The organism is Erythrobacter sp. HA7-11, assembly GCF_055693605.1.
The window spans coordinates 251,784-273,556 of sequence record NZ_JBVFUF010000002.1 but is presented as its reverse complement, the minus strand read 5'-3'; the positions used below and the strand labels follow the sequence as shown (position 1 = coordinate 273,556).

Here is a 21,773-nt window from a genome sequence, read left to right as displayed (position 1 = left end):
TCGTAGCCAACCTGCGCCCTCCACCCTTTCACTCGGATCGTAACCCGGTGTGATAATCCGGGTGGAGGGGTAGAGGGCGCGGGCGGCAAGGAAAAAGAAGACAATGACAATCGAAATCCTTTTCGAAGACGGCGAAGCGCTCGTCATCAACAAGCCCGCCGGTCTGCCGGTCGATCGCCCGCGTCGCGGTGGTCCGTGCCTTGCGGATCATTGGGAGCAGTTAAAGCTCGGCTTTCAGCGGCCACCGATGCCAGTCCACCGGCTCGACACTGACACCAGCGGCTGCCTGCTGCTCGCGCGCAATCCCAAGTCATTGAAGCGCTTCAACAAGGCGTTTGAGTATCGCGCGGTCGGCAAGAGCTATCTTGCGGTGCTCGACGGTCACCCCTCTGGCGAGTCCGGACGCATTGAGATGGCGCTGTCGAAGATCAGCTCGGCTGAAAAAGGCTGGTGCATGATCGCGGCGAAGAAGGGCAAGAACGCGATCTCGCATTGGGAGCTGCTCGAAACCATCGGTGAAGGCGACCGCACCCGCTCGCTCATCCGTTTCCGCCCCGAAACTGGCCGCACGCATCAATTGCGCGTTCACGCACTCCAAGGCCTTGGCGCGCCGCTGCTTGGCGATCCGGTCTATGGCCCGGTCCACGGCCAGCATCGCGGCGCGGGTCGCACCATGCTTCATGCAGAGACAATCACGATCGAGCGCGAAGGAAAGCCCGACATCACCGCTTTTGCGCCCTTCCCTGAGGATTTTGCGCGCGCCGGAATGACCGCGCCCGAGCAGCCCTCCGCACCGCCAACCCGCGCTTCTTTGGCCGACGATGGATGACGGTCTGATCGATCGCGCGCACGCGCTGGCGGAGGAAAGTTTCCTCGCCGGCTCAGGACCTGGCGGGCAAAACGCCAACAAGGTGGCAACCGAAGTGCAGCTGCGGGTCAACATCTATGCTTTGCGCCTGCCGCCGCCGGTCTTCGCGCGGCTCCGCTCGCTCGCGGGCAGCAAGCTCACGGCTGCTGGTGAATTGCTGATCACCGCGCGGGAGCACCGCACTCAGGAAGCCAATCGCACGCTCGCCCGCACCAAATTGGAAGAATTGCTCGAAGCCGCGCATCGCCAGCCCAAACGCAGGGCCAAGACGCGGCTCAACCGGGTGGGCAAGGCCAAACGGCTCAAATCGAAGAAGGCGCGCGGCGAAGTAAAGGCCAAACGCGGCAAGGTCAGCCGCTCGGACTGGTGAGAATGGCTTGACTCTTACCCCTGAATCGCTCATTGGCGCGCCCTTGCGAGGCGATGCGTGTGCGTCGCCTTATATTTTTCGGCTCAGACCCCCTTGGGGCAGCCCACCAACGATAGATTTAGGAAACTGCGATGGCGAAGCCCGCAACCGTCAAGATCAAGCTCGTCTCGACCGCCGACACGGGTTTCTACTACGTGACCAAAAAGAACCCGCGCAACATCACCGAAAAGATGGTGTTTCGTAAGTATGATCCGGTCGTGAAGAAGCACGTCGAATTCAAGGAAGCCAAGATCAAGTAAGCTTTGCTTGATTTTCGATTGGTGGGCCTCGCGCCGAGCGAGGCACACGCAACTCTCCGCTGAATTTCGATCCTGCACTCTTGCCAAGCGATCAATTCAGCCGCAGTTCAACGCTTGAGCTCTAATTGCTGAAAGCATGAACATGCGACTTTTTTCATCTCACAAGCCTACGCTTGCCATAGCAGCGAGCGCTGTTGCTGTTGCCACCGCATTCGGTGCGCCTTCTCCGCTGAGCGTGTCTCCTGCGCCAGCGGCTCACGCGCAGTCTAGCGATGCGCTCGACAAGGCTGCCGCAGCTTTGCGCGCGATCTCGACTATGCGCGCCGATTTCTCGCAGATCGACCGGCAAGGCAATCGCGTTTCCGGCACGATGACACTCAAGCGTCCGGGCAAGATCCGTTTCGAATACCAAAAGGACGCAAACCTGCTGGTCGTGTCGAACGGTACCGGTCGATGTACCTCGTCGACTATGACGTGAAGCAGGTCGAGCGCTGGCCAATCAAGAATTCGCCGCTTGGTGCGCTTCTCGACCCCGAGCGTGATGTCCGCAAATACGGCAAACCGATTCCGACCGGGAATGAGAATGTATTGAGCGTTGAAGTTCGCGATCCCAAGCGGCCCGAATTCGGCGTGATCAACTTGATCATGGTTCGCGATGCATCGGCGCCTGGCGGCTGGCAGCTCACCCATTGGGTTGCCCTCGATTCGCAGAATCACCGTACCACTGTGCGGCTCGCGAATCACCGCTATGGAATGTCGGTTCCGGACAGCGCCTTTCGCTTCAAGGATCCGCGCCCATCGTCTCGTCGACCGCGATGAACGCTTTGTCCGCGTAAAGTTGTAGGAATACGACAAGCCAAGGCGAATATTCATTTACCCGTAAGGCAAGAACGCGTAATTTTCTAAGGCAAGTCAGTTGAAGGCGGGTTTCCCCCTGTTGCCCCAACCTTCAACACAGCTGGCTTGTGCAAGCGTGACGAACGCTCACATGGAACCCTCATCCCATTGCCCCCGGGGTGAGGGTTTTTTGCTGCCTATTCGCCTTATGCTTGCTGCGAATTGCCCACCGCTCAGCTTCCGGTGCTCACGCACCAGACGTGCGCTGCGCGCCGGTCTTCACGGCGAACAATTCTCGCTTACGCCTAACCCGAATAGTGGATAAAGCGTCGCGTCGCAGCCGAGCTTCGCAACCAAGTCGTTAGCCTGGAATGGTTCGAGGCCGCGGGCCTCGCAAGCGCGAACGCGCGCCCGAGCTCGTGCGAGAAAAGCCAAGGCGGACGGATGTCCGCCGCCCGGCGTTTGAGGGCAAAAAACAAGAAGTGGAAATCGCATCGCGGATGCGATGTACAAACAGAATTCAAATCCTCAACTCACTCCCAGCCGTACGCACCGCGGATAATGTCGTAGATCACGTCCTGCTCGATCACGCCGCGTGCTTTCTCCGCGCCCGGTCCCTGCGCATAGAGCGCGACATCTTCGCCCGCATGGGTTTCGCTCCCCAGTGGGATCGCCGCCTGCTGCTGCGCTGCAATTCCGGTCTCTGGCACTGGGCGACCGTTTTCGTGGTCATGCTCGATGGCCCCTGGGCCGTTAGCATAGCCGAGTGTCGTATATGGCTTGCCGTCCTTTGCCTTCGCGGCCTCCGCTACCTCGTCTCCACCGTCTGATGGCGGCACGACCAGACCCAAGATGTCGTTCCCCCGGCGCGGGTAGCCCGCAATCGTGAACACATGGCTGTGATCCGCCGTCACCATGATCAGCGTCTCTTCCGGATCGGTGTTCTCTATCGCATACTGAATCGCGTTGGCGAACTCGACCGCTTCTTCAAGCGCAACGCCTGCCCGGCCAGCGTGATGGCCGTGGTCGATTCGCCCGCTTTCGACCATCAGATAATAGCCCTCTGGGTCCGACTTGAGGCGCGAAATGGCGGTCGCAGTCATCTCAGTCAGGGTCGGTTCGCTTGCTCCTTTGGTCGGATCCTGCGCGCGCTCGGCCATGTAGGTCATATGGCTGTTCGAAAACAGCCCCAGCACTGGCACATCCATCGGCGCCTGAGCCAATTGCTGCGCATCTTGCACGAACATGCCGCCCGTGCGCGCAGTCCAAAGACTTGGCAAATCGGCATTGTCTTCAAGCCGCCGACCATCATTATCCTTGCCAAAGAAAGAATGACGCCCGCCCCCAGAGCAAGGTCAAAGTCGGCTTCGACCAATTGAGTCGCGATGTCCTTGCAGGCTCGCTCAGCTTCGTCCTCGATGAATGCTTCCCAATTGCGGTCAGCACTGCGGGCGTAGACACTTGCCGGGGTCGCATGGGTAATCCGAGCGGTGGAGACGATGCCGAGCGCAAGGCCGCGCTGTTTCACCTCTTCGCCCAATAGCGGGAGCGGGTTGGCTAGGCCCGATGCGCAATCGCCGCGCGTTACACTCGAACTGACACCAAGCACGCCAATCTTGGTCTTCTCGCCCGAATGCATCGCAGTTGCTGTGCCCGCGCTGTCAGCGACCTGAGCATTAGTATTGTAGGTCTTGACCAAAGCGACATTCTCGAACCGCTCGAATGGCAGGACATATTCTTCGCCCGATTGGCCCAGTTTCTGCCCGGCATAGATCCGCGCGGCAGTGATCGTCGAAATGCCCATGCCATCACCTATGAACAGGATGACGTTTTTGGCTTTTTTCGCCTCGGCTTGCTGCACCCCAGGAGCGGGTGTGCTCGCCACGCTCTGACTGCCCTCGGCATAGGTGCAAGCGCCAAGCGGCAATGTGCAGGCGGCAAGCGCAATCGTAAGCGTGCGGGTGAGTTTCATCTTTAAGGTCTCCAACCAGTTATCGGCTTCGCTATCGCTTTCCATTGTGACGATAAAGGGAAATGTTGTGCGCGCGCCGTGCGCCTCTTATGGCAAGCCGCATGATCTCGATTGCCACCTGGAATATCAATTCTGTCCGTCTGCGCCTGCCCCTGGTTGAGCGTTTTCTGAAAGAAGAAGCGCCCGACGTGCTGTGCCTGCAGGAAATCAAATGTCAGGAGCATCAGTTTCCTGCCGAGCCACTCGCAGCGCTCGGTTACGAGCACATCGCGGTGCACGGGCAAAAAGGTTATCACGGCGTTGCAACGATTAGCCGACTGCCGCTGCGCGAATATTCGCGGCATGATTGGCAGGCCAATGGCGAAGCGCGTCATGTCGGGGTCGAACTGCTCAAAAGCGGCTCGCCGGTCATGGCTCTAGACAATGTCTATGTGCCCGCTGGCGGCGATGTTCCCGACCGCGAGGTGAACACGAAATTCGGCCAGAAGCTCGATTTTCTGGCCCGCATGACCGACTGGGCGGGCTCCATTGACCAGCCCACCATGATTGTCGGCGATTTCAACATTGCCCCTCTCGAAAGCGACGTATGGAGCCACAAGCAGTTGCTCAAAGTGGTCAGCCACACACCGATTGAGATAGAGACGCTGGACCGGTTTAGGAACGCGCACGGCTGGGTCGATATCGGGCGCGAGCATATCCGCGATCCAGAGCGCTATTTCAGCTGGTGGTCCTATCGATCGCCTGACTGGCGCAAGAACGATCGCGGGCGAAGGCTCGATCATATGTGGGCGAGCCCAGAGCTTGCAAAACAGGCGAGCGGGCACCGCATCCTTGAGGACGCGCGCAGCTGGGAAAAGCCGTCTGACCACATTCCTTTGATCACGGAGTTTGACCTCTGAGCGAGGCGGACCTCCCCACCCCGTCTCCTGAACGGCGCGCGGCGCAGGCGGTCGATGCTCTGCGCCATGGCTGGCCGCTGGCTTTTGCTGGTGGACCCGTTTTGCTGCCAGTGGAGACGGCGATTGCGCGAGAGGCGACAGCTGACCGCATGCTGATTTCCTGCGCGCGCGCGGTGACTCTAAAGCTAGCCAATCAGCGCGAGGCAGCGGTCCCGCATGCCCCAGTGGTGATCGCTGGCGGAGAGCCATTTGATCTGAGCACCGCCTTGCCAATTGCCGACCCGGCGCTTGATTTACGTAACCCGCTAAAGGGGCCGTTCCGCGCGCAAAGCATCGAGTGGGAGGAGACCGCCAAGGTGGCGCTTGAGCTGGCGCGCATCGCCGGGATCCTGCCCGCCTTTTTGATTGCCCCGCAGAAAGCAGGCGAAACACTGCCGCTCGCGGCGAGCGACCTCGATCATTACACGCACACCGGTGCCTTGCGGATCGCGACGCGCGCGCGCCTGCCTGTAATCGCCAGCACCGATGCGGAGATCATCGCATTCCGCTCAACGGCTGACATCCGCGAGCACGCAGCCCTCATCATCGGCACGCAGAATGGCGACAAAGAACCGCTGGTTCGCCTGCATTCCGAATGCCTAACCGGAGATGCTTTCGGCAGCCTCAAATGTGATTGCGGGCCGCAGCTCGACGCAGCGCTTCACGCGATGGCAGAGGAGGCCAGACAAGGCGGTTGGGGCGTGCTGCTTTATCTGCGGCAGGAAGGGCGCGGGATCGGCCTCATTAACAAGCTGCGCGCCTACGGCCTGCAGGATGTGGGCTTTGATACGGTCGAGGCGAATGAGCGGCTCGGCCTGCCCGATGAAGCGCGCGACTTCCCCGTTGCCGCACGCATGCTCGAGCTGATCGGTGCGCGAAGCGTTCGGTTAATGACAAACAATCCGCGAAAGGTCGACACGCTCACCGCCGCCGGCATTACAATCAGCGAACGCGTACCGCACCAATTGCCAGACAACCCCCACAACACGCGCTATCTCGCAACCAAGCGCGACAAATCGGGACATTTGCTGACATGACCGCCATCACAATCCGACCCGAAGCGCCCGGCGATGAAGGCACGATCCACGCGATCACCGAAGTGGCCTTTCGCGACATGCCGTTTAGTGACGGTGACGAACCGGATCTGATCGACAAATTGCGCGCTGACGGTGACCTTGCTCTATCGCTCGTGGCGGAGGATGCAGAACGCATTGTCGGACACATAGCCATCTCGCCGGTCACGATCAGCGGCGGGGCGACTGGTTGGTTTGGCCTAGGCCCGGTCTCGGTCGTGCCCGAGCTTCAGCGGCAGGACATTGGCGGCAGGCTAATCCGCCGCGCTATCGCCGATATGCGGGAGCGCGGAGCCAAGGGTATCGTCTTGCTGGGCAGCACTGACTATTATCCACGCTTCGGTTTCAAGCATGAACCACAGCTCACCTATGCGGGCGGCCCGGCAGAATACTTCCAGTGCCTCGTGCTGGATGGCGATTTGCCTGAAGGCGAGGTCAAATTCTCATCCGCATTTGGCTGAGCCTTACCGCTCCTGATATTGCGTCAGGCCGTCCATCAAACGGTTGCCGCTCATAACGACGCGCGAGCTGGTCCAATCGGCTAGAAACGTGCTGGAACGGCGCAGTCCTGGCACAAAGCGCGCTTCGTTATTTTGCACGCGCAGGCCGTCTGACGGATGCAGGATTCCTTCTGCACCGAGCGCGATGAAGGCTGAATAGTTCTCTTTGTCGCGGCCCTGCATGAACCAATTCCCTGTGATCGTGCCGCGCGTGCCCGCTGGCAGGTCGATCATATAGTTCGTGCCGCGCCCATTGGCATCGTCGAACGAGTTGCCGCGTATCATCACTTTGCCTGCGCGCGCTTTGATGTAGTGCCCGCCTGTCCCGCGCTCAAACCGGCTATCAACCACCGACAGCTCGCCATAATTGCCGACATAAATCGAATGCGCGCAGCCTGCCGAATGCTCGCAGGTGCCAAGCCCGGTAAATGTCGAGCGCGCGATGTAGATAAAGCCGTTCGGATCGTTGGCGGTCAGGATGCCCTGCTGGCTATCCTCAAACCGCGAATATGCGATGTTGAGGCTGCCACGCTCAAGTCGAATGCCAGCACCATTTCCGTCGGCCACAGCGATATTGCGAAACGTAATTCCGCGCACCTCCGCCCCGACGCCGCGCAGCACCAGTGCCGCCTTGCCTTCACAGGCACGGCGTTCAAACACCACGCTGCCAGCTTTTTCAGCGGTGTAGGTAATCACACCATCGGTTTGGATCGCGCATTGCCGATACGTGCCCGGCGCAACTGAGATCGTCGCCTTACGTGCGCCGACCGCATTCACCGCCGCTTGAAGCGAACTGTACGATTTGCCAGTTTCGACAATCATAAAGTCGCCTCGCACGGTTTGTGCAGAGGCAGCTGATCCCAATAGCGCAAGAGCGATGGCGGAAGCGGTGAGTCTGTAGGTCATGGTTATATTGATACCAGAGGCTTCTCGAGTGCCGTTGCTCTGTTTGATGTGCGTCCCTCGGCGGCACAGACCTGCGTTGCAAAGGTTAATTCGTGCTTGGCGAGCAGGCCGTTGCGAGGCTAGACAGTGGATGGGCCAAGGTGCGGATGCGCCCAGCCATCCAATTTGGGTCACTCAGGAGGAATTACCCGTGAAGAAACTCGCAAACACACTCGCCATCGCCGGTGCGACTTTGGCGCTCGCCGCCTGTGGCAGCGCCGAAGATGCATCGACCGAAGCAACCGTAGACACCGTTGAAATGCCGGCAGACGAAGCGCTTGAGCCTGTCGCAGAAGAGCCAGTCGAGGACGCAGCTGCTGCAGCGACCGAAGACGCAGGCGAGCCAGCTGACACAGCCGTCTCACAAGAAACCGCAGAAAGCGCAGCTGAAGCGGCCTCAGCCGTGGCGGACGAAGCCGCTGCTGCTGCAGAAGCTGCTGAAGAAGCCAGCGACAGCCTGCAAGACGTAGTCGAAGCGGCTGAAAACGCTGTAGACGCTACAACCGAGTAATCTCGATTTTGATGCAAGAGGAGCGAGCCCTGCAATTTCGCCGACCGACGGCGTTCGCGCGCGCTCGCTTCTCTTGCATATTAGCGCTCGCAGCTCTTGTCGGACTTGCCGCATGCAGCGGCGCAGAGCCCGATAGCGGGCCGGGCGCGGTGAGCGAGGGCGAAGCGCAGGCGCTCGACGAGGCAGCTTCAATGCTCGATGAGCGCGTGCTTCCACCTGAAGTCCTGCCCGAGACGGGCATCGCCCTTCCTCCCGCTGATGAAAGCGAGACGGAAGCACGCCCGGACGCAGGCGACTAACCCAAGGACGATACACATTATGCAGGCTGCGCACGCCAATCCCGGAATGGATTCCGATACGTTCGAACAATTCGCCGAGCAGCTCGATCGCTATGTGAAAGAGCGCCTGATCCCTTCCGAAGAGGCGGTGATTGAGAACGACGCGATACCGCCAGAGATCGTCGACGAAATGCGCGACATGGGCCTGTTCGGTATTTCTGTGCCGGAGGATTATGGCGGCGCGGGCCTTAACACCACGCAATATGCGCGCGTGGTGAACGCTATGAGTTATGCAGCGCCGGCCTATCGCTCGATCTTTTCGATAAATATCGGCATGTTTGCGAGCGCGCTTAAGAATGGTGCAACCGAGGCACAGCGGGCCGAGTGGTATCCCAAGCTTGTCGAAGGCAAGATTGCCTGTTTCGGCCTGACCGAGCCGGGTTCGGGCAGCGACAGCGCAGCGATGCAGACCACCGCGACGCCTGACCCTGACGGCAATGGCTGGGTGCTAAACGGCACCAAGCGCTACATCACCAACGCGCCGCACGCCGATGTCGCGCTGATTATGGCGCGCACTGAGAAAGAGGCGCTGCCCAAAAACGCGCATGTGAGCGCCTTCCTCGTGCCGATGAACACGCCCGGTGTATCGACCGGATCGCCTGACAAGAAGATGGGGCAGGCCGGATCGCACATCTCCGACATCATGCTCGACGATGTGAAGGTGCCGGGAGACGCTCTGCTCGGCGGGGAAACCGGCAAGGGCTTCCGCTTCGCAATGCAGAGCCTCGACAATGGCCGCATTTCGGTTGGCGCGGCAGCTACCGGCTATGCCAGGCGCGCGCTCGACAGTGCGCTTCGCTACGCCAATGAGCGCAAGGCCTTTGGCGAACCGATCGCCCGCTTCCAACTCATCCAGGCGATGCTGGCGGACAGCGAGACCGAGATCTATGCCGCAGAATGCATGATGCGCGATGTGACTGCGCGCGCGGATCGCGGCGAGAACATCATCACCAAGGCAGCCGCGTTCAAGGTGTTCGCCAGCGAGATGTGCGGACGCGTGGTCGATCGCGTGGTGCAGATCTATGGCGGCGCGGGCTACCTTGCCGAATACGATGCCGAGCGGTTCTATCGCGATGCGCGCATCTACCGGATTTACGAGGGTACTACGCAGATCCTTCAGCTCCAGATCGCCAAGCATATGCTGCGCGAGTGGGAAAAGAATAATTCGTAGTTTTGTAGCTGCGCCAGCCCGCGCCGGCATCTAGACAAGGAAACGAATGTACGACCTTCTAAACGACCTCTCGATCGTCGAGGTTTCCAGCTTCGTCGCCTCGCCCACGGCGGGCCTGTATTGCGCGCAAATGGGCGCCGAAGTCATCCGCGTCGATCACAAGGCAGGCGGACTCGATTATGACCGCTTCATGCTGACGAAGGAGGGCCGCTCGCTGAGCTGGGAGAACCTCAACCGCGCAAAAAAGTCGGTCGCGCTCGATCTGCGCAGCGGGGAGGGCCGCGAATTGTGCGTCGAGCTTGCGGCCAAGACGGGCCAATGCATCACCAATTTGCCGGAACAAAGCTTCCTCAGCCACGCGGCGATGGCGGCGAAACGTGACGACATGATCAGCGTTCGCATCATGGGCTGGCACGATGGCAGGCAGGCGATGGACTTCACGGTCAACGCTGCCTCGGGCTATCCGCTGATGACCGGCCCTGAGGAATGGGATCCGGAGACCGCACCGCCGATCAGTCAACCGCTGCCCGCATGGGACTTCATCACCGGGGCGTATTCAGCATTTTCGCTGATGACAGCACTCCACCACCGCAACGCGACCGGCCAAGGCAGCGAGATGCGCGTCCCACTGGGCGACGTGGCGATTGGGACCATGGCGAATTCCGGCACGCTCGCTGAAATGCTCTATCGCGGATCAAACCGCGAGCGGCTCGGCAATGCGATCTGGGGCGCATTCGGGCGCGATTTTCAATCCAAGGACGGGAAGCGGTTCATGGTCGCCGCGCTCACGCCCAAGCAATGGGCTGGTTTGGTCAAAGCGTTTGACGTCGCTGAGCCGATAGCCGCGCTGGAGCAGGAACTGGGCGTGGACTTCAACGCGGGCGACCGGCCCCGTTTTGAGAACCGTCACCGACTGTTCGATGTCTTTCAAGCGACAGCGGAAGCGCGCAACTATGCAGAACTCGCAGAAAGCATGGCCAAGCACGGCTGCACGTTCGAGAGCTACCGTTCGCACTACGAGGCGTCCAACGACCCGGTTCTGGTTGACGACAACCCGCTTTTCGGCCCGTCACCTGCGAACCCCTCCGGCTTCGAATATCCCGCGACACGCTCTTTCGCAAACCTGCCCGCCCACGAAGCAGGCGACCCTGCCCCGGCGCCTTACCTAGGGCAGCACTCGGAGGAAGTGCTGGCCGAACGGCTCGGCCTGTCGTCTGGCGCGATTGCAAAACTGGTGGATGCTGGCACCGTCGCCCTGTCCGACGAAAACGCCGATTACTCCGCTCGATAGAAGGACCGCCCATGACAAGAAGAGCCGCCATCGTATCGCCCTTGCGCACGCCCGTGGGTAAGTTTCTTGGCGGGCTTTCGAGCCTAAATGCAGGACAGCTCGGCGCGATCATCCTGAAGGCGCTGATCGAGCGCAGTGGTATTGACCCGGCGCGCGTCGACGACGTTGTCTTCTCTCAAGGCTATGGCAATGCCGAAGCGCCCGCCATCGGACACTGGTCTTGGCTCGCCGCCGACCTGCCGCTTGAAGTGCCGGGATACCAGCTCGACCGGCGCTGTGGTTCCGGCCTGCAAGCGGTTGCCAATGCGGCGATGATGGTTGAAACCGGCATGGCTGACGTGGTTGTCGCTGGTGGTTGCGAGAGCATGTCCAATGTCGAGCACTACACTTTACAAGGGCGCGGTGGTGCGCGCATGGGCGACATCACTCTGCACGACCGGCTTTCGCGCGGACGCCTGATGAGCCAGCCGATCGAGCGCTTTGGCGTGATCACCGGCATGATCGAAACGGCGGAGAACCTTGCCAAGGATTATGAAATCAGCCGCGAAGATGCCGACGCCTATGCCGTGCGTTCGCACCAGAATGCAGCGACGGCATGGGATGCGGGCAAGTTTGGCGACCATCTGGTGCCGGTCGATGTGCCGCCCAAGAAAGGACCGGGCCGCGGCGACCCGGTGCGCTTTGACCGCGATGAAGGCTTCCGCGCCGATGCGTCGTTGGAAAGCCTCGGAAAGCTACGCCCGATTGATGGCAAACGCGATCCGGATGCCATCGTAACTGCAGGCAATGCCAGCCAGCAGAATGACGCCGCGGCAGCGTGCCTAGTGGTGGCCGAAGACAAACTCGAGGAACTGGGCCTGGTGCCGTCGCTCTGGTTCGGAGGATGGGCGGCGGCGGGCTGCGATCCTTCGCGCATGGGGATCGGTCCGGTTCCCGCAGTCGAGCGCCTGTTCGAACGGCGCGGCCTTAGCTGGGACGATATCGATCTGGTCGAACTCAACGAAGCCTTCGCACCGCAAGTGCTGGCCGTGCTTAAAGGCTGGGGTTGGAGCGAGGATGATAGCCGCCGCGAGATCCTCAACGTCAACGGCTCGGGCATTTCGCTTGGCCACCCCATCGGGGCGACCGGCGGGCGTATCCTCGCGGACATGGCCGCCGAAATTCACCGGCGCGGCGCGCGCTATGGTCTTGAGACCATGTGCATCGGCGGCGGTCAGGGCATCGCTGCGGTTTTCGAGCGCGCGGCCTAATGGGCGAGTGGGATGCCTGGATCGGTCGCGAGCAACGCGCAAGCGACCGGCTGGATGAGGCGCTCGCCGAGCGCTGGCTCGCCGTATTTGATCTGACAATGCCAAGACCGGCTCTACTTCCTCAGGGCATCCACTTCGCGCTTTGCACTCCCGATGCGCCGACTGCGCAATTGGGTGAGGACGGCCACCCCGTTCGCGATGACAGCGAGCACAGCTTCCTACCTCCTGTGCCGCTGCCGCGCCGCATGTGGGCCTCTAGCGCGATTGACTTCATTTCTCCGATCCCGCTGGGCGCAAGCATTGCGCGCACAAGCACTGTTGCCTCGATCAAGGAAAAGTTGGGTGGCTCGGGCCAGCTCGTCTTCGTGAATATCGATCATGAGACCAGCGCCAACGGCACCTTAGCGGTTCGAGAAACACAGACGCTGGTCTATCGCGAAGCCGCCTCAGCCGACGCGCCGCTCAGCCCGCCAGCCTTGGGCGACACCGCATTCGATCCGACCGCATGGGATGCGCACCGCGTGCTAACGCCCGATCCGCGCCTGCTGTTCCGCTATTCGGCGCTGACATTCAACACGCACCGCATTCATTACGATGCGCCCTATGCCGAGACGCAGGAGCGCTATCGCGGGCTCGTTGTGCATGGTCCATTGATAGCCAGCCTGCTGTTGCAGCTGGCGGCGAGCGAGCTAGGCGAGAACACACTTCGCAGTTTCAACTTTCGCGGGATGTCTCCCGCAATTGCGGACGAGCCGCTCCATCTGGTGATGCGGAAGTCCGACGAAGGCTATGAGCTTGGCGCATTTGCCAAGGACGCTAGGCAGGTTATGACCGCGACTGCCCTTGCGGGAACCAGCCTGAGGTAAGGCGTTACGGTCGCTACTAGCAAGGACCGGCGCGCGAAGGCTATTCTCCGAAACCCGCAAGCGGCGGCGAGAACTAACCCTCTTTAGGCGGCCTTCCTCGCTTCGGCGGTTTGCTCCGCTCCACCTCGATCCCGCGCGCGGACAGAGCCTCGCGCAGCAGCATTTCGATCTCGGCATTGGCCGAGCGCAATTCGGCAGCCGCCAGCCGCTCAATCGCGGCGTGAACTGCCGGGTCCAACCGGAGCGCGAAGGCTTTCTTCGCGGCTCCGGCTTTCTTCGCCCCATTATTTGAAGTCGCAGCCATGGCTGCCTCCTTCGCTGCGGCTTATTGGTAGAGCGTACCGGTATTGACGATCGGCTGCGCTTCGCGGTCACCGCAGAGCACCACCATCAGGTTCGAGACCATCGCTGCGCGTCGCTCATCATCAAGCTCGACAATGCCGTCCTTCGAAAGCTTCTCAAGCGCGTCTTCGACCATGCTGACTGCGCCGATAACCACCTTCTTGCGCGCAGCAATCACTGCGTCCGCCTGTTGACGGCGGAGCATCGCGCCCGCGATTTCAGAGGCATAGGCGAGGTGAGTCAGACCCGCTTCGTCGACGGTGATGCCCGCGACCTTCAGCCGGTCATTAAGCTCCTCACGAAGCTCTGCATTCACGACGTCAGCGCTGCCACGCAGGGTCGTTTTATCATCCTCTGACATGTCGTCATAGGGATGGCGCGCGCCGACGGTGCGAAGGCCCGCTTCGATCTGAATGTTCACAAATTCCTTGTAATCATCGACATCGAACACGGCCTGTGCGGTGTCCTCAACCCGCCATACGACGTTACACGCGACTTCGATTGGGTTGCCCCGCAGATCGTTGATCTTGACCTTTTCCGAATGGATGTTGTGTGCGCGCACGCTCAGCTTGTTCTTCATCATCCACGGCCAGACCCATTGCAGGCCTTCCTTGCGCGACGTGCCGCGATATTCGCCGAACAGCGTTATGACGACCGCCTGATTGGGTTGAACCATGAAAAAGCCGATCGCCATGATAAGCGGCAAGAGAGATCCGCTGAGAATCACACCGATAAAGGCCAACTTCTGAAACTTGGTTGGCTCTTCTGGCGGCACATTGCCGGTGACAAACCACAAGGCGAACGCCGCGAGCGCCACCAGGATCAGCAACATCACATAGCCATTATACGAGCTGGCTGGCCGCTCTTGGCTCGCATTGATTTGCGCAGCACGTTCAGACATGACGAATCTCCTTTGATATAATTATGATATCATATTTATATCAATCGGAGTTTGACGTCAATCCTCGATCGGGTAATCCTTGATCGGCTCGATCACGTCATAGCTTTCCTTCAGCGGCTTCGTTTCAAGCTCGGGAAAGTCGATCGCTGGCGGCTCGACACGCATATCCGGCAAGCGGTCGAGCAGGTTGCGGATCAGGGTAAGGCGGCCACGCTTCTGGTCGTTGAAATCGACCAGGGTCCACGGCGCGTGGTCGGTGTGAGTCGCGCGCAGCATCGCCTCGCGAGCGCGGGTGTAGTCATCGTACTTCGCCCGCGCGGCGAGGTCGATCGGCGAAAGCTTCCAGCGTTTCAGAGGGTCTTCGAGCCGTTCGGCGAGTCTCTCTTCCTGCCGCTCCTGATCGGTGGTGAGCCAATATTTGAATAGCAGAATGCCGTCATCGGTCAGCAGCTTTTCAAAGGTCGGAACCTGGTCGAGGAAGTGTTCGACCTGGTCTTTGTCGGCATAGCCCATCACCCGCTCCACGCCGGCGCGGTTGTACCAGCTGCGATCGAACAGCACGATCTCACCCGTTGTTGGCAGATGCTTGATATAGCGCTGGAAATACCACTGGCCTTGTTCATCCTCGGTCGGCTTGCTGAGCGCCACCGTGCGGCACTGGCGCGGATTGAGCCGTTCGCGCACCGCTCGGATCGCGCCGCCCTTGCCTGCCGTATCTCGCCCCTCGAACAGCACCACGATACGCGCGCCCGTCGTCCGGGCCCAACGCGCCATGCCAACCAATTCCTCGGTCAGCGACTCCAATTCCTCACGATAGTCCTTGCCCTTCACAGCTCTGCCCGCCTCCCGTTCGCCGATTTGTCCTTGCGTTTGTGCGATGGTAAGCCAATTCCCAGGATTATGGCTACACTTAGCGAACCCGAAACCAACTTTTCGCAGCTGCCGGACTTGCCAGCGGACGTCTTTACTGCGCCGCTGCAAAAGCCAGCGCATCTGAAAGACGACTGGGTCGAGCCGATCCAGACCCATTATTCGAGCGAAGATCACGGCATCTGGAACGATCTGTTCGATCGGCAAATGAAAGTGCTTCCAGGCCGCGCGGCCAGCGCATTTATGGCAGGTCTTGAAAAGCTGGACCTCGGGCGCGGCGGCGTTCCTGAATTCGGCAAGCTATCCGAAGAACTCGGCGCGCTGACCGGCTGGAGCGTTGTGCCCGTCCCGATGCTGATCCCCGATCACGTCTTCTTCTGGCACCTCGCCAATCGCCGTTTCCCAGCGGGGAACTTCATCCGTACGCGAGAGACCTTCGACTACATCCAAGAGCCTGATGTCTTCCACGACGTTTTTGGTCACGTCCCGATGCTGACCGACCCGGTCTTTGCCGACTATATGCAGGAATATGGCCGCGCCGGGTGGAAGGCGATGCGTTACAACCGCCTCAAAGCCCTTGGCGCGCTCTATTGGTACACGGTCGAATTCGGCCTGATCGAAGAAGCGGACGGCATCAAGGCCTATGGCGCAGGCATATTGTCCGGCCCGACAGAGGTTGTGTTCGCGACCGAGGCGAAGAGCCCCAACCGCATCATGCTCAATGTCGATCGGGCGATGCGCACCGATTACGTGATCAGCGATTTGCAGCCGACCTATTTCGTGATTGAGAGCTTTGAGGACCTCTACCGCCAGACAGTCGAGCGAGATTTCGACAGACTCTACCGCAGCTTAGCGGCCAGCTTCACCTATGCGAACAGCGCGGTAATCGATGTCGACAATGTGGTGCATCGCGGAAGCCAAGAATACCACCTGCGCGGTGGTCGTGGGTCTGGAGCCAAGCCTGTTTGATTTTGCGTGACGCCCATCCGGGCGCGCGATTTCCTCGCAGCTTGCGGACAAGTCCGCGCTGCCACGGGCGGCCATGCGGCCTCGCGGTCGCTAGAGCAACCGTGCTCTGCGACCAGGCCACACCATCTATCTTTTAAAATCGCACCACAAAGACGAGCTTATACGCAGCGAGCACCACAATCGCTGCCAACACCGCTACGCCGAGCGCAGCCCAGCTGACGCTGCCGAAAAGCATAAAGCCGTTCGCAATCAGCCCGCCGAGCGCGGCCGCGACAACTCCCAAGCCAACGCTTTTGAAAATGCCCGGCCCATCTTCGGTGCGCGTCGCGATGGATGCGAACCAGCCAAGGAGCAGGCCGACGAGGACGAAGATCAAAACTGCCATGCGCTACTCTTGGCCCGCGACTTAGAAGATCGCAAGCAGCGCCACGCCCATTGCCACCCGATATAGGACGAAGACGAGCATCGAGGCTTTCTTCAGAAAGTTCATCAGGAAGGCCATGGTGAGGAAGGCCGAGATGAAGGTCAGTACACCCGCGATCAGCGCATCCCAGGCGAGCGCCGTGCCGGCTTCGAAAATCTCCGGCACGATGAGCACGCCTGCGCCGGCGACGGCTGGGATCGACAGGAGGAAGGAGAAGCGGGCGGCCTCGACGCGTTTATATCCGAGCGCCCGCGCCGCCGTCATCGTGACGCCCGAACGGCTGGTGCCGGGAATGATTGCCAGTGCCTGAGCCAAGCCGACCAGCAGACCATCTCGCCAGCTCATATCCTCGAATGCCTTCACCTCTTTGCCTAGCCAATCGGCAAGGCCCAGCAACAGACCGTAAAATATCAGGTTCACCGCAATCAGATCGGTGAAGCGGATCGAGCTCATCAGATCGCCATCAACAATCTCGATGCCAAATACGCTCTGGGCAATTCCGTTAAACAGACCCATCTTAATCGAGAGGCCGAACGCAACCGCCGGAATGGTACCCAGCACGATCCACCAGAACAATTTGCGCTCAAACGGCGCTCTTCCGATGCCGATGCTTGCGAAGCCGCCGCGGGCCAGCACAACCACATCTTTGAAGAAGTAGACGATGATTGCGAGCAGCGATCCGACATGCACCGCGACGTCGATCAGCGGACCTTGGTCAGGAAACTCGGTCAGATAGGGGATCAGGATCAAATGCCCTGACGAGGAAATCGGCAGGAACTCGGTGATCCCCTGAACCACCGCGATCAAAAGCAATTGCAGAAAGGTCATGACCCGCGCTCCATGAATGAAGCGCGGGCCAAGTCAAATGTTTTTGAAGCATCAGGCGACGGCGCGCACACGCGCATGATCCGCTAGAAGCCCGCTCACTATATTACCAAATACGCACGCGCTCTTCTGGTGGCAGATAAAGCTTATCGTCTGGAGTCACGCCAAACGCTTCGTACCAAGCGTCCTGATTGCGAACGACGCCGTTGACCCGGTATTCTTCGGGGCTGTGCGCGCCGGTGCGCAGACGCAGGCGATAGTTCTCTTCGCGCTGCGCCGAACGCCAAACTTGCGCCCAGGCGAGGAAGAAGCGCTGATCGCCGGTAAAGCCGTCGATCACCGGCACGTCCATATCCTTCGTCGCGATCTTGTAGGCGCGGTATGCAAGCGAAAGCCCGCCAACATCGCCAATGTTCTCACCCAGCGTGAGGCGTCCGTTCACACAGGTCTCGCCTTCGTCGAACGGACAGAACGAGCTGTATTGCTCAACCAGCTTGTCGCCGCGCTCGTCAAAGGCGGCACGGTCTTCGTCGGTCCACCAATTGCGCAGTTTACCAGTGCCGTCGGACTTGGAGCCCTGATCGTCAAAGCCGTGTCCGATCTCATGACCGATCACGCCGCCAATCGCGCCGTAATTGACCGCGATATCTGCCGACAGGCCGAAGAATGGCTGCTGCAGGATCGCAGCCGGGAAAACGATCTCGTTCTTAGTCGGGTTGTAGTAGGCATTGACTGTCTGCGGAGTCATAAACCACTCGGTCCGGTCAATCGGCCCGCCGAGCTTCGCGGCATTGTCTGCCTGACCCCAAGCCTGTGCCGCAATCGCATTGCCGAGAGGATCGTCCGCGCTCACCTCAAGGCCTTCATAGGTCTCCAGGTTATCACGATAGCCGATCTTCGGATCAAAGCTGTTTAGCTTTGCGCGCGCCTCTTCCTTGGTGGCCTCGCCCATCCAGTCGATTTCATCGATCGATTGGGCCATGGCGATGCGCAGGTTTGCAACTAGCTCATCCATCGCAGCCTTGTTTGCGCTCGGGAAGTAGCGCTCGACATAGCTCTTGCCGACCAGCTCACCCATCGCGCCTTCGGTAGCGGCAATCGCGCGCTTCCAACGCGGGCGCTGTTCGGGCGTGCCGCGCAGCAGCTTGCCGTAGAACTCGAATTGCGCATCGTCATATTTCTTCGCAAGAACTTGCGCGCTCCCAGAGAGGAACTGTTTGATTGACCATGCTTGCAGGGTCGCAAGCGGCGTTTCGTTGATCAGGTCGAGCATGCCGGGCAAGCCCTTGCCGATCTTGGCGAGGGTGGCTTCGTCGAGGCCAAGTTCCTTGGCGCGCTCTTCGCTTGGTGGGATCGAGCCGACAACGAAGATCGGCGATTGAGTCCAGCCGAGCTTGTCGACCATCGCTGCGACCGGGAAATCTCCCGCCATCGCTTCTAGCTCTTCCTTCGTCACCGCGGTGTAGGTGAGATCGCGGTTGCGGCTGACTGTGCGGTCCCAGCTAATCGTGCGTGCGATCTTGTCTTCAAACGCGTAGATCGCTTCGGCAGCGGCCGCTGGATCCTGATAGCCCGCGGCCTCCAGGAACAGCGTCATGTATTCCTTATACTTAGCCTGGATGTCGCGGCCCTTCTCGCTCTCATCTAGGTAATAGTCGCGATCTGGCAGGCCTAGCCCGCCTGAACCAAGATATGTGACGTAGCGATCAGGCTGCTTGGCATCGACATTGACGAAACCGTTCAGCGGGCTGGAGTAGCCTGGCTCTGCCCAGAGCATTGCCAGCTCTTCCAGAGAACTGACGCCCGCCAGCGCATTCACATAAGGCATGGCCGGGGCAAGGCCGCGCGCCTCAATCGCATCAGTGTCAAGAAACGCGTTGTGGACCGCCACAATCCGTCGCTCATCATTGCTAAGGGTGGCCGGATCTTTATCGACCAGCTCGTCAATCAACGCCTTCACATCATTGGTCGATTTCTCAGCAAGCAAAGTGAATGCGCCGAACCGGCTGTATTCGGATGGCAGCGGATTGGCATCGAGCCACTTTTGATTGACGTATTTGAAGAAGTCATCGCCCGGATCGACATCTTGCGCGATCAGATCGGGGTCAACGCCCCACTCGCCAAAGCTCATCGTGGGCGTGGTCGGCTCGGCTGCGGTTTCGCTAACCGTCGTTTCCGCATCCTCGAGCAATGTGTCGATATGCATGTCTGGCGCTTTGGCGAGCGCCGGATTGGCGCAGAGGAGAGCTGCGAAGCCTACGCCCAAAAGTGCTGTTTTCTTGATCATTTCTACCTGTCCCGGTGAGTGTTTTGGTTTCGTTTTGGCTTGGTTTTCAATGAAACTATCTAGCCCGTACAAAGGCAAAGAGTCGACATTTGTCTATGTGCGCTCGCACTTGGTCGAAAAAGTGCGCCTTCTCGGCAGCTTTCCGGGCTTTACGCGGCCTGGTCGCTGGCAAATTGCAGCTTGGCGAGCCGGGCGTAAATTCCCTCGGCCTGCACCAGCGTCTCGTGCGTGCCTTGCTCGGCGATTTTGCCGCTATCAAGCACGATAATCCGGTCAGCCTTGCGCACAGTCGCGAGCCGATGCGCGATCACTAAAGTCGTGCGCTCTGCCATCAATTGGTCGAGAGCCTGTTGGACCAGAAGCTCGCTTTCCGCGTCGAGCGCGCTGGTCGCTTCGTCAAGCAGCAGGATCGGCGCATCGCGCAGCAGCGCGCGAGCTATGGCAAGGCGCTGTTGCTGTCCGCCTGAAAGCTGCGCGCCGCCTTCGCCCAGATCCGTGTCGAGCCCTTGCGGCAGATCGCGCAGAAAGCCTTCAGCATTAGCCGCGCGCGCCGCCTCCCAGATATCCTCGTCGCTCGCATCCCAGCGGCCATAGCGCAGATTGTCGCGCGCATTTCCGCTGAACAGCACGCCATCCTGCGGCACAAAGGCAAGCCGGTCTCGAATATCTGCCGGATCAGCCTTGGTCAGCGGCACGCCATCAAGGCGGATCGTGCCCGCTTGCGGGTCATAGAACCGCTCGACCAGCTGGAAAATTGTCGACTTGCCCGCGCCCGACGGACCGACAATGGCGACTGTCTCACCTGGTTCGACTTCGAGCGAGAAGTCATTGAGCGCCGCCACTTCGGGACGGCTCGGGTAGCGAAAGGTCACATTGCGGAAAGAGAGGCTGCCGCGCGGGGGCTCTGGCAGGCTTTCGGGCCGTGCTGGCGGCGCGATGCTGGGCTTGGCTTCGAGCAATTCGGCCAAGCGGCTCGCCGCGCCTGCCCCGCGCAGCAGGTCTCCATAGACCTCGGTGAGCGCGCCGAATGCGCCGGCGACAAGGCCGCCAACCAATACGAAGGCTGCTATCGTGCCCCCGCTGATTTCGCCCTGGCTCACCGCGAGCGCGCCGCGCCACATCACAAGCGTGATTCCGCCAAACACCAAAGTGATGACGATGGTTGTCATCGCCGCGCGCAGAAAGATGCGCTTCTTGGCCGTATCGAAAGTCTGCTCAACCACCTCGCCAAAGCGGCTCGCCTCGCGGTCTTCCTGCCCGAAACTCTGCACGATCTTCATGCCTGAAAGCACTTCGGACACCCGTGATCCAACATCGGCAACCCGGTCCTGGCTGGAGCGAGAGATATTGCGAATGCGGCGCCCGAAGAAGACGATCGGCAGGACTACAAGCGGAATACCGATAAGGAGGCCCAGCGTCAGCGTCGGTGCAAGGTAGAGCAGTAAGATCGTGCCCCCAATCGCGGTCACGCTATTTCGCAAGGCGATGGACACCGTGGTGCCGACCACAGTCTCGATAATTGCCGTGTCCGACGTCATCCGGCTGGAAATTTCTTTCGGGCTGTTCTCTTCATAGAAGCTGGGTGACAAGCGCAGGAGATTGCGCTGCACCTTCAGGCGGATATCGGCCACCACCCGCTCGCCAATCCAGCTGACGAAATAAAACCGCAGAGCGGTGCCCACGGCCAGCACGGCGACGATCATCAACAGGTACTGAAATGCCGCGTCGATATCAGCGCGAGCCGCCGCACCGCCAAAGGCCTCATCAATGATGACCTTGAACCGCCAGGGAATCGCCAGTGTCGCGAGCGCTGTTATCAGCAGCGAAATCATCGCAAGGCCGATTTGCGTCGGATATTTCGCTGCCGCAGCATAGACCATTTTAAGCGGAGCGAGGCTGCGCGCCTTGGGCGCTTTTTTTAACGCG

At 60.2% G+C, this 21,773-nt stretch carries 21 protein-coding genes and 2 pseudogenes; 14 read left to right on the top strand and 9 right to left on the bottom strand.

The window, feature by feature from the left end; all coding sequences use genetic code 11:
* The first annotated feature begins 103 nt into the window (after positions 1 to 103).
* From ACZ1GU_RS01555 to ACZ1GU_RS01540, 4 genes and pseudogenes are all read left to right on the top strand, one after another.
* The gene (locus ACZ1GU_RS01555) at positions 104 to 829 is read left to right on the top strand and encodes an RluA family pseudouridine synthase (protein WP_472646380.1); all 726 of its coding nucleotides are present in this window, start codon (positions 104 to 106) and stop codon (positions 827 to 829) included.
* Complete coding sequence (gene arfB, locus ACZ1GU_RS01550; protein WP_472646379.1) at positions 822 to 1,238, top strand: alternative ribosome rescue aminoacyl-tRNA hydrolase ArfB; 417 nt, start codon at positions 822 to 824, stop codon at positions 1,236 to 1,238. Before ACZ1GU_RS01555 ends, arfB begins: the two co-directional genes overlap by 8 nt.
* 131 nt (positions 1,239 to 1,369) lie before the next feature.
* Positions 1,370 to 1,537 carry a 50S ribosomal protein L33 gene (rpmG, locus tag ACZ1GU_RS01545; RefSeq protein ID WP_472646378.1) on the top strand — a complete coding sequence of 56 codons (168 nt, stop codon included), beginning with the start codon at positions 1,370 to 1,372 and terminating at the stop codon, positions 1,535 to 1,537.
* Positions 1,538 to 1,679: 142 nt separating this feature from the next.
* A pseudogene (locus tag ACZ1GU_RS01540) lies at positions 1,680 to 2,356 on the top strand (LolA family protein).
* 551 nt (positions 2,357 to 2,907) lie between these two features.
* Here ACZ1GU_RS01540 and ACZ1GU_RS01535 read toward each other — a convergent pair.
* Positions 2,908 to 4,178 (bottom strand): annotated as a pseudogene (locus ACZ1GU_RS01535) (alkaline phosphatase).
* Between the two features lie 269 nt (positions 4,179 to 4,447).
* Here ACZ1GU_RS01535 and ACZ1GU_RS01530 point away from each other — a divergent pair.
* The 3 genes from ACZ1GU_RS01530 (at position 4,448) to ACZ1GU_RS01520 (ending at position 6,818) form a co-directional block, all read left to right on the top strand.
* A complete protein-coding gene (locus ACZ1GU_RS01530; protein WP_472646377.1) occupies positions 4,448 to 5,245 on the top strand; it encodes an exodeoxyribonuclease III in 798 nt (265 codons plus the stop codon).
* A gap of 149 nt (positions 5,246 to 5,394) precedes the next feature.
* Positions 5,395 to 6,321, top strand: a complete 927-nt coding sequence (gene ribA / locus ACZ1GU_RS01525) for a GTP cyclohydrolase II (protein ID WP_472646376.1) — start codon at positions 5,395 to 5,397, stop codon at positions 6,319 to 6,321.
* Positions 6,318 to 6,818 (top strand): GNAT family N-acetyltransferase, encoded by a 501-nt coding sequence (locus tag ACZ1GU_RS01520; RefSeq protein WP_472646375.1) that lies wholly within the window; start codon positions 6,318 to 6,320, stop codon positions 6,816 to 6,818. Before ribA ends, ACZ1GU_RS01520 begins: the two co-directional genes overlap by 4 nt.
* 3 nt (positions 6,819 to 6,821) lie before the next feature.
* Here ACZ1GU_RS01520 and ACZ1GU_RS01515 read toward each other — a convergent pair whose 3' ends face one another.
* The gene (locus tag ACZ1GU_RS01515) at positions 6,822 to 7,763 is read right to left on the bottom strand and encodes a right-handed parallel beta-helix repeat-containing protein (RefSeq protein WP_472646374.1); all 942 of its coding nucleotides are present in this window, start codon (positions 7,761 to 7,763) and stop codon (positions 6,822 to 6,824) included.
* A gap of 190 nt (positions 7,764 to 7,953) precedes the next feature.
* On the opposite strand from ACZ1GU_RS01515, the gene ACZ1GU_RS01510 reads away from it, so the two are divergent.
* The 6 genes from ACZ1GU_RS01510 (at position 7,954) to ACZ1GU_RS01485 (ending at position 13,229) form a co-directional block, all read left to right on the top strand.
* Positions 7,954 to 8,313: a hypothetical protein gene (locus ACZ1GU_RS01510; RefSeq protein WP_472646373.1), complete on the top strand. Its 360-nt coding sequence runs from the start codon at positions 7,954 to 7,956 to the stop codon at positions 8,311 to 8,313.
* A gap of 149 nt (positions 8,314 to 8,462) precedes the next feature.
* On the top strand, positions 8,463 to 8,612 hold the full coding sequence (locus ACZ1GU_RS01505) for a hypothetical protein (RefSeq protein ID WP_472646372.1): 150 nt from the start codon (positions 8,463 to 8,465) through the stop codon (positions 8,610 to 8,612).
* A 19-nt stretch (positions 8,613 to 8,631) separates the two neighbouring features.
* Positions 8,632 to 9,822, top strand: coding sequence for an acyl-CoA dehydrogenase family protein (locus tag ACZ1GU_RS01500; protein WP_472646371.1), 1,191 nt, complete (start codon positions 8,632 to 8,634; stop codon positions 9,820 to 9,822).
* Positions 9,823 to 9,868: 46 nt separating this feature from the next.
* Positions 9,869 to 11,113, top strand: a complete 1,245-nt coding sequence (locus ACZ1GU_RS01495; RefSeq protein ID WP_472646370.1) for a CoA transferase — start codon at positions 9,869 to 9,871, stop codon at positions 11,111 to 11,113.
* 11 nt (positions 11,114 to 11,124) lie between these two features.
* Positions 11,125 to 12,363 (top strand): acetyl-CoA C-acetyltransferase, encoded by a 1,239-nt coding sequence (locus tag ACZ1GU_RS01490; protein ID WP_472646369.1) that lies wholly within the window; start codon positions 11,125 to 11,127, stop codon positions 12,361 to 12,363.
* Positions 12,363 to 13,229: an HTD2 family dehydratase gene (locus ACZ1GU_RS01485; RefSeq protein WP_472646368.1), complete on the top strand. Its 867-nt coding sequence runs from the start codon at positions 12,363 to 12,365 to the stop codon at positions 13,227 to 13,229. The genes ACZ1GU_RS01490 and ACZ1GU_RS01485 overlap by 1 nt, the downstream gene beginning before the upstream one ends.
* 73 nt (positions 13,230 to 13,302) lie before the next feature.
* On the opposite strand, the gene ACZ1GU_RS01480 is transcribed toward ACZ1GU_RS01485, so the two are convergent.
* The 3 genes from ACZ1GU_RS01480 to ppk2 are packed head-to-tail and all read right to left on the bottom strand — an operon-like array spanning position 13,303 to position 15,330.
* A complete protein-coding gene (locus ACZ1GU_RS01480; protein ID WP_472646367.1) occupies positions 13,303 to 13,533 on the bottom strand; it encodes a type II toxin-antitoxin system antitoxin in 231 nt (76 codons plus the stop codon).
* Positions 13,534 to 13,554: 21 nt separating this feature from the next.
* Positions 13,555 to 14,472 (bottom strand): SPFH domain-containing protein, encoded by a 918-nt coding sequence (locus ACZ1GU_RS01475; protein WP_472646366.1) that lies wholly within the window; start codon positions 14,470 to 14,472, stop codon positions 13,555 to 13,557.
* 57 nt (positions 14,473 to 14,529) lie between these two features.
* Positions 14,530 to 15,330, bottom strand: a complete 801-nt coding sequence (ppk2, locus tag ACZ1GU_RS01470; RefSeq protein WP_472648675.1) for a polyphosphate kinase 2 — start codon at positions 15,328 to 15,330, stop codon at positions 14,530 to 14,532.
* A 42-nt stretch (positions 15,331 to 15,372) separates the two neighbouring features.
* On the opposite strand from ppk2, the gene phhA reads away from it, so the two are divergent.
* A complete protein-coding gene (phhA, locus tag ACZ1GU_RS01465) occupies positions 15,373 to 16,311 on the top strand; it encodes a phenylalanine 4-monooxygenase (RefSeq protein ID WP_472646365.1) in 939 nt (312 codons plus the stop codon).
* A gap of 133 nt (positions 16,312 to 16,444) precedes the next feature.
* On the opposite strand, the gene ACZ1GU_RS01460 is transcribed toward phhA, so the two are convergent.
* The 4 genes from ACZ1GU_RS01460 to ACZ1GU_RS01445 all read right to left on the bottom strand — a co-directional run bounded on the left by ACZ1GU_RS01460 (position 16,445) and on the right by ACZ1GU_RS01445 (position 21,727).
* Positions 16,445 to 16,696 (bottom strand): GlsB/YeaQ/YmgE family stress response membrane protein, encoded by a 252-nt coding sequence (locus ACZ1GU_RS01460; protein WP_472646364.1) that lies wholly within the window; start codon positions 16,694 to 16,696, stop codon positions 16,445 to 16,447.
* Positions 16,697 to 16,717: 21 nt separating this feature from the next.
* On the bottom strand, positions 16,718 to 17,563 hold the full coding sequence (locus tag ACZ1GU_RS01455) for an undecaprenyl-diphosphate phosphatase (protein WP_472646363.1): 846 nt from the start codon (positions 17,561 to 17,563) through the stop codon (positions 16,718 to 16,720).
* Positions 17,564 to 17,666: 103 nt separating this feature from the next.
* Entirely contained in the window at positions 17,667 to 19,847 is a 2,181-nt protein-coding gene (locus ACZ1GU_RS01450; RefSeq protein WP_472646362.1) for a M13 family metallopeptidase, read from the bottom strand.
* 149 nt (positions 19,848 to 19,996) lie between these two features.
* The gene (locus ACZ1GU_RS01445; RefSeq protein WP_472648673.1) at positions 19,997 to 21,727 is read right to left on the bottom strand and encodes an ABC transporter transmembrane domain-containing protein; all 1,731 of its coding nucleotides are present in this window, start codon (positions 21,725 to 21,727) and stop codon (positions 19,997 to 19,999) included.
* Positions 21,728 to 21,773 lie beyond the last annotated feature (46 nt).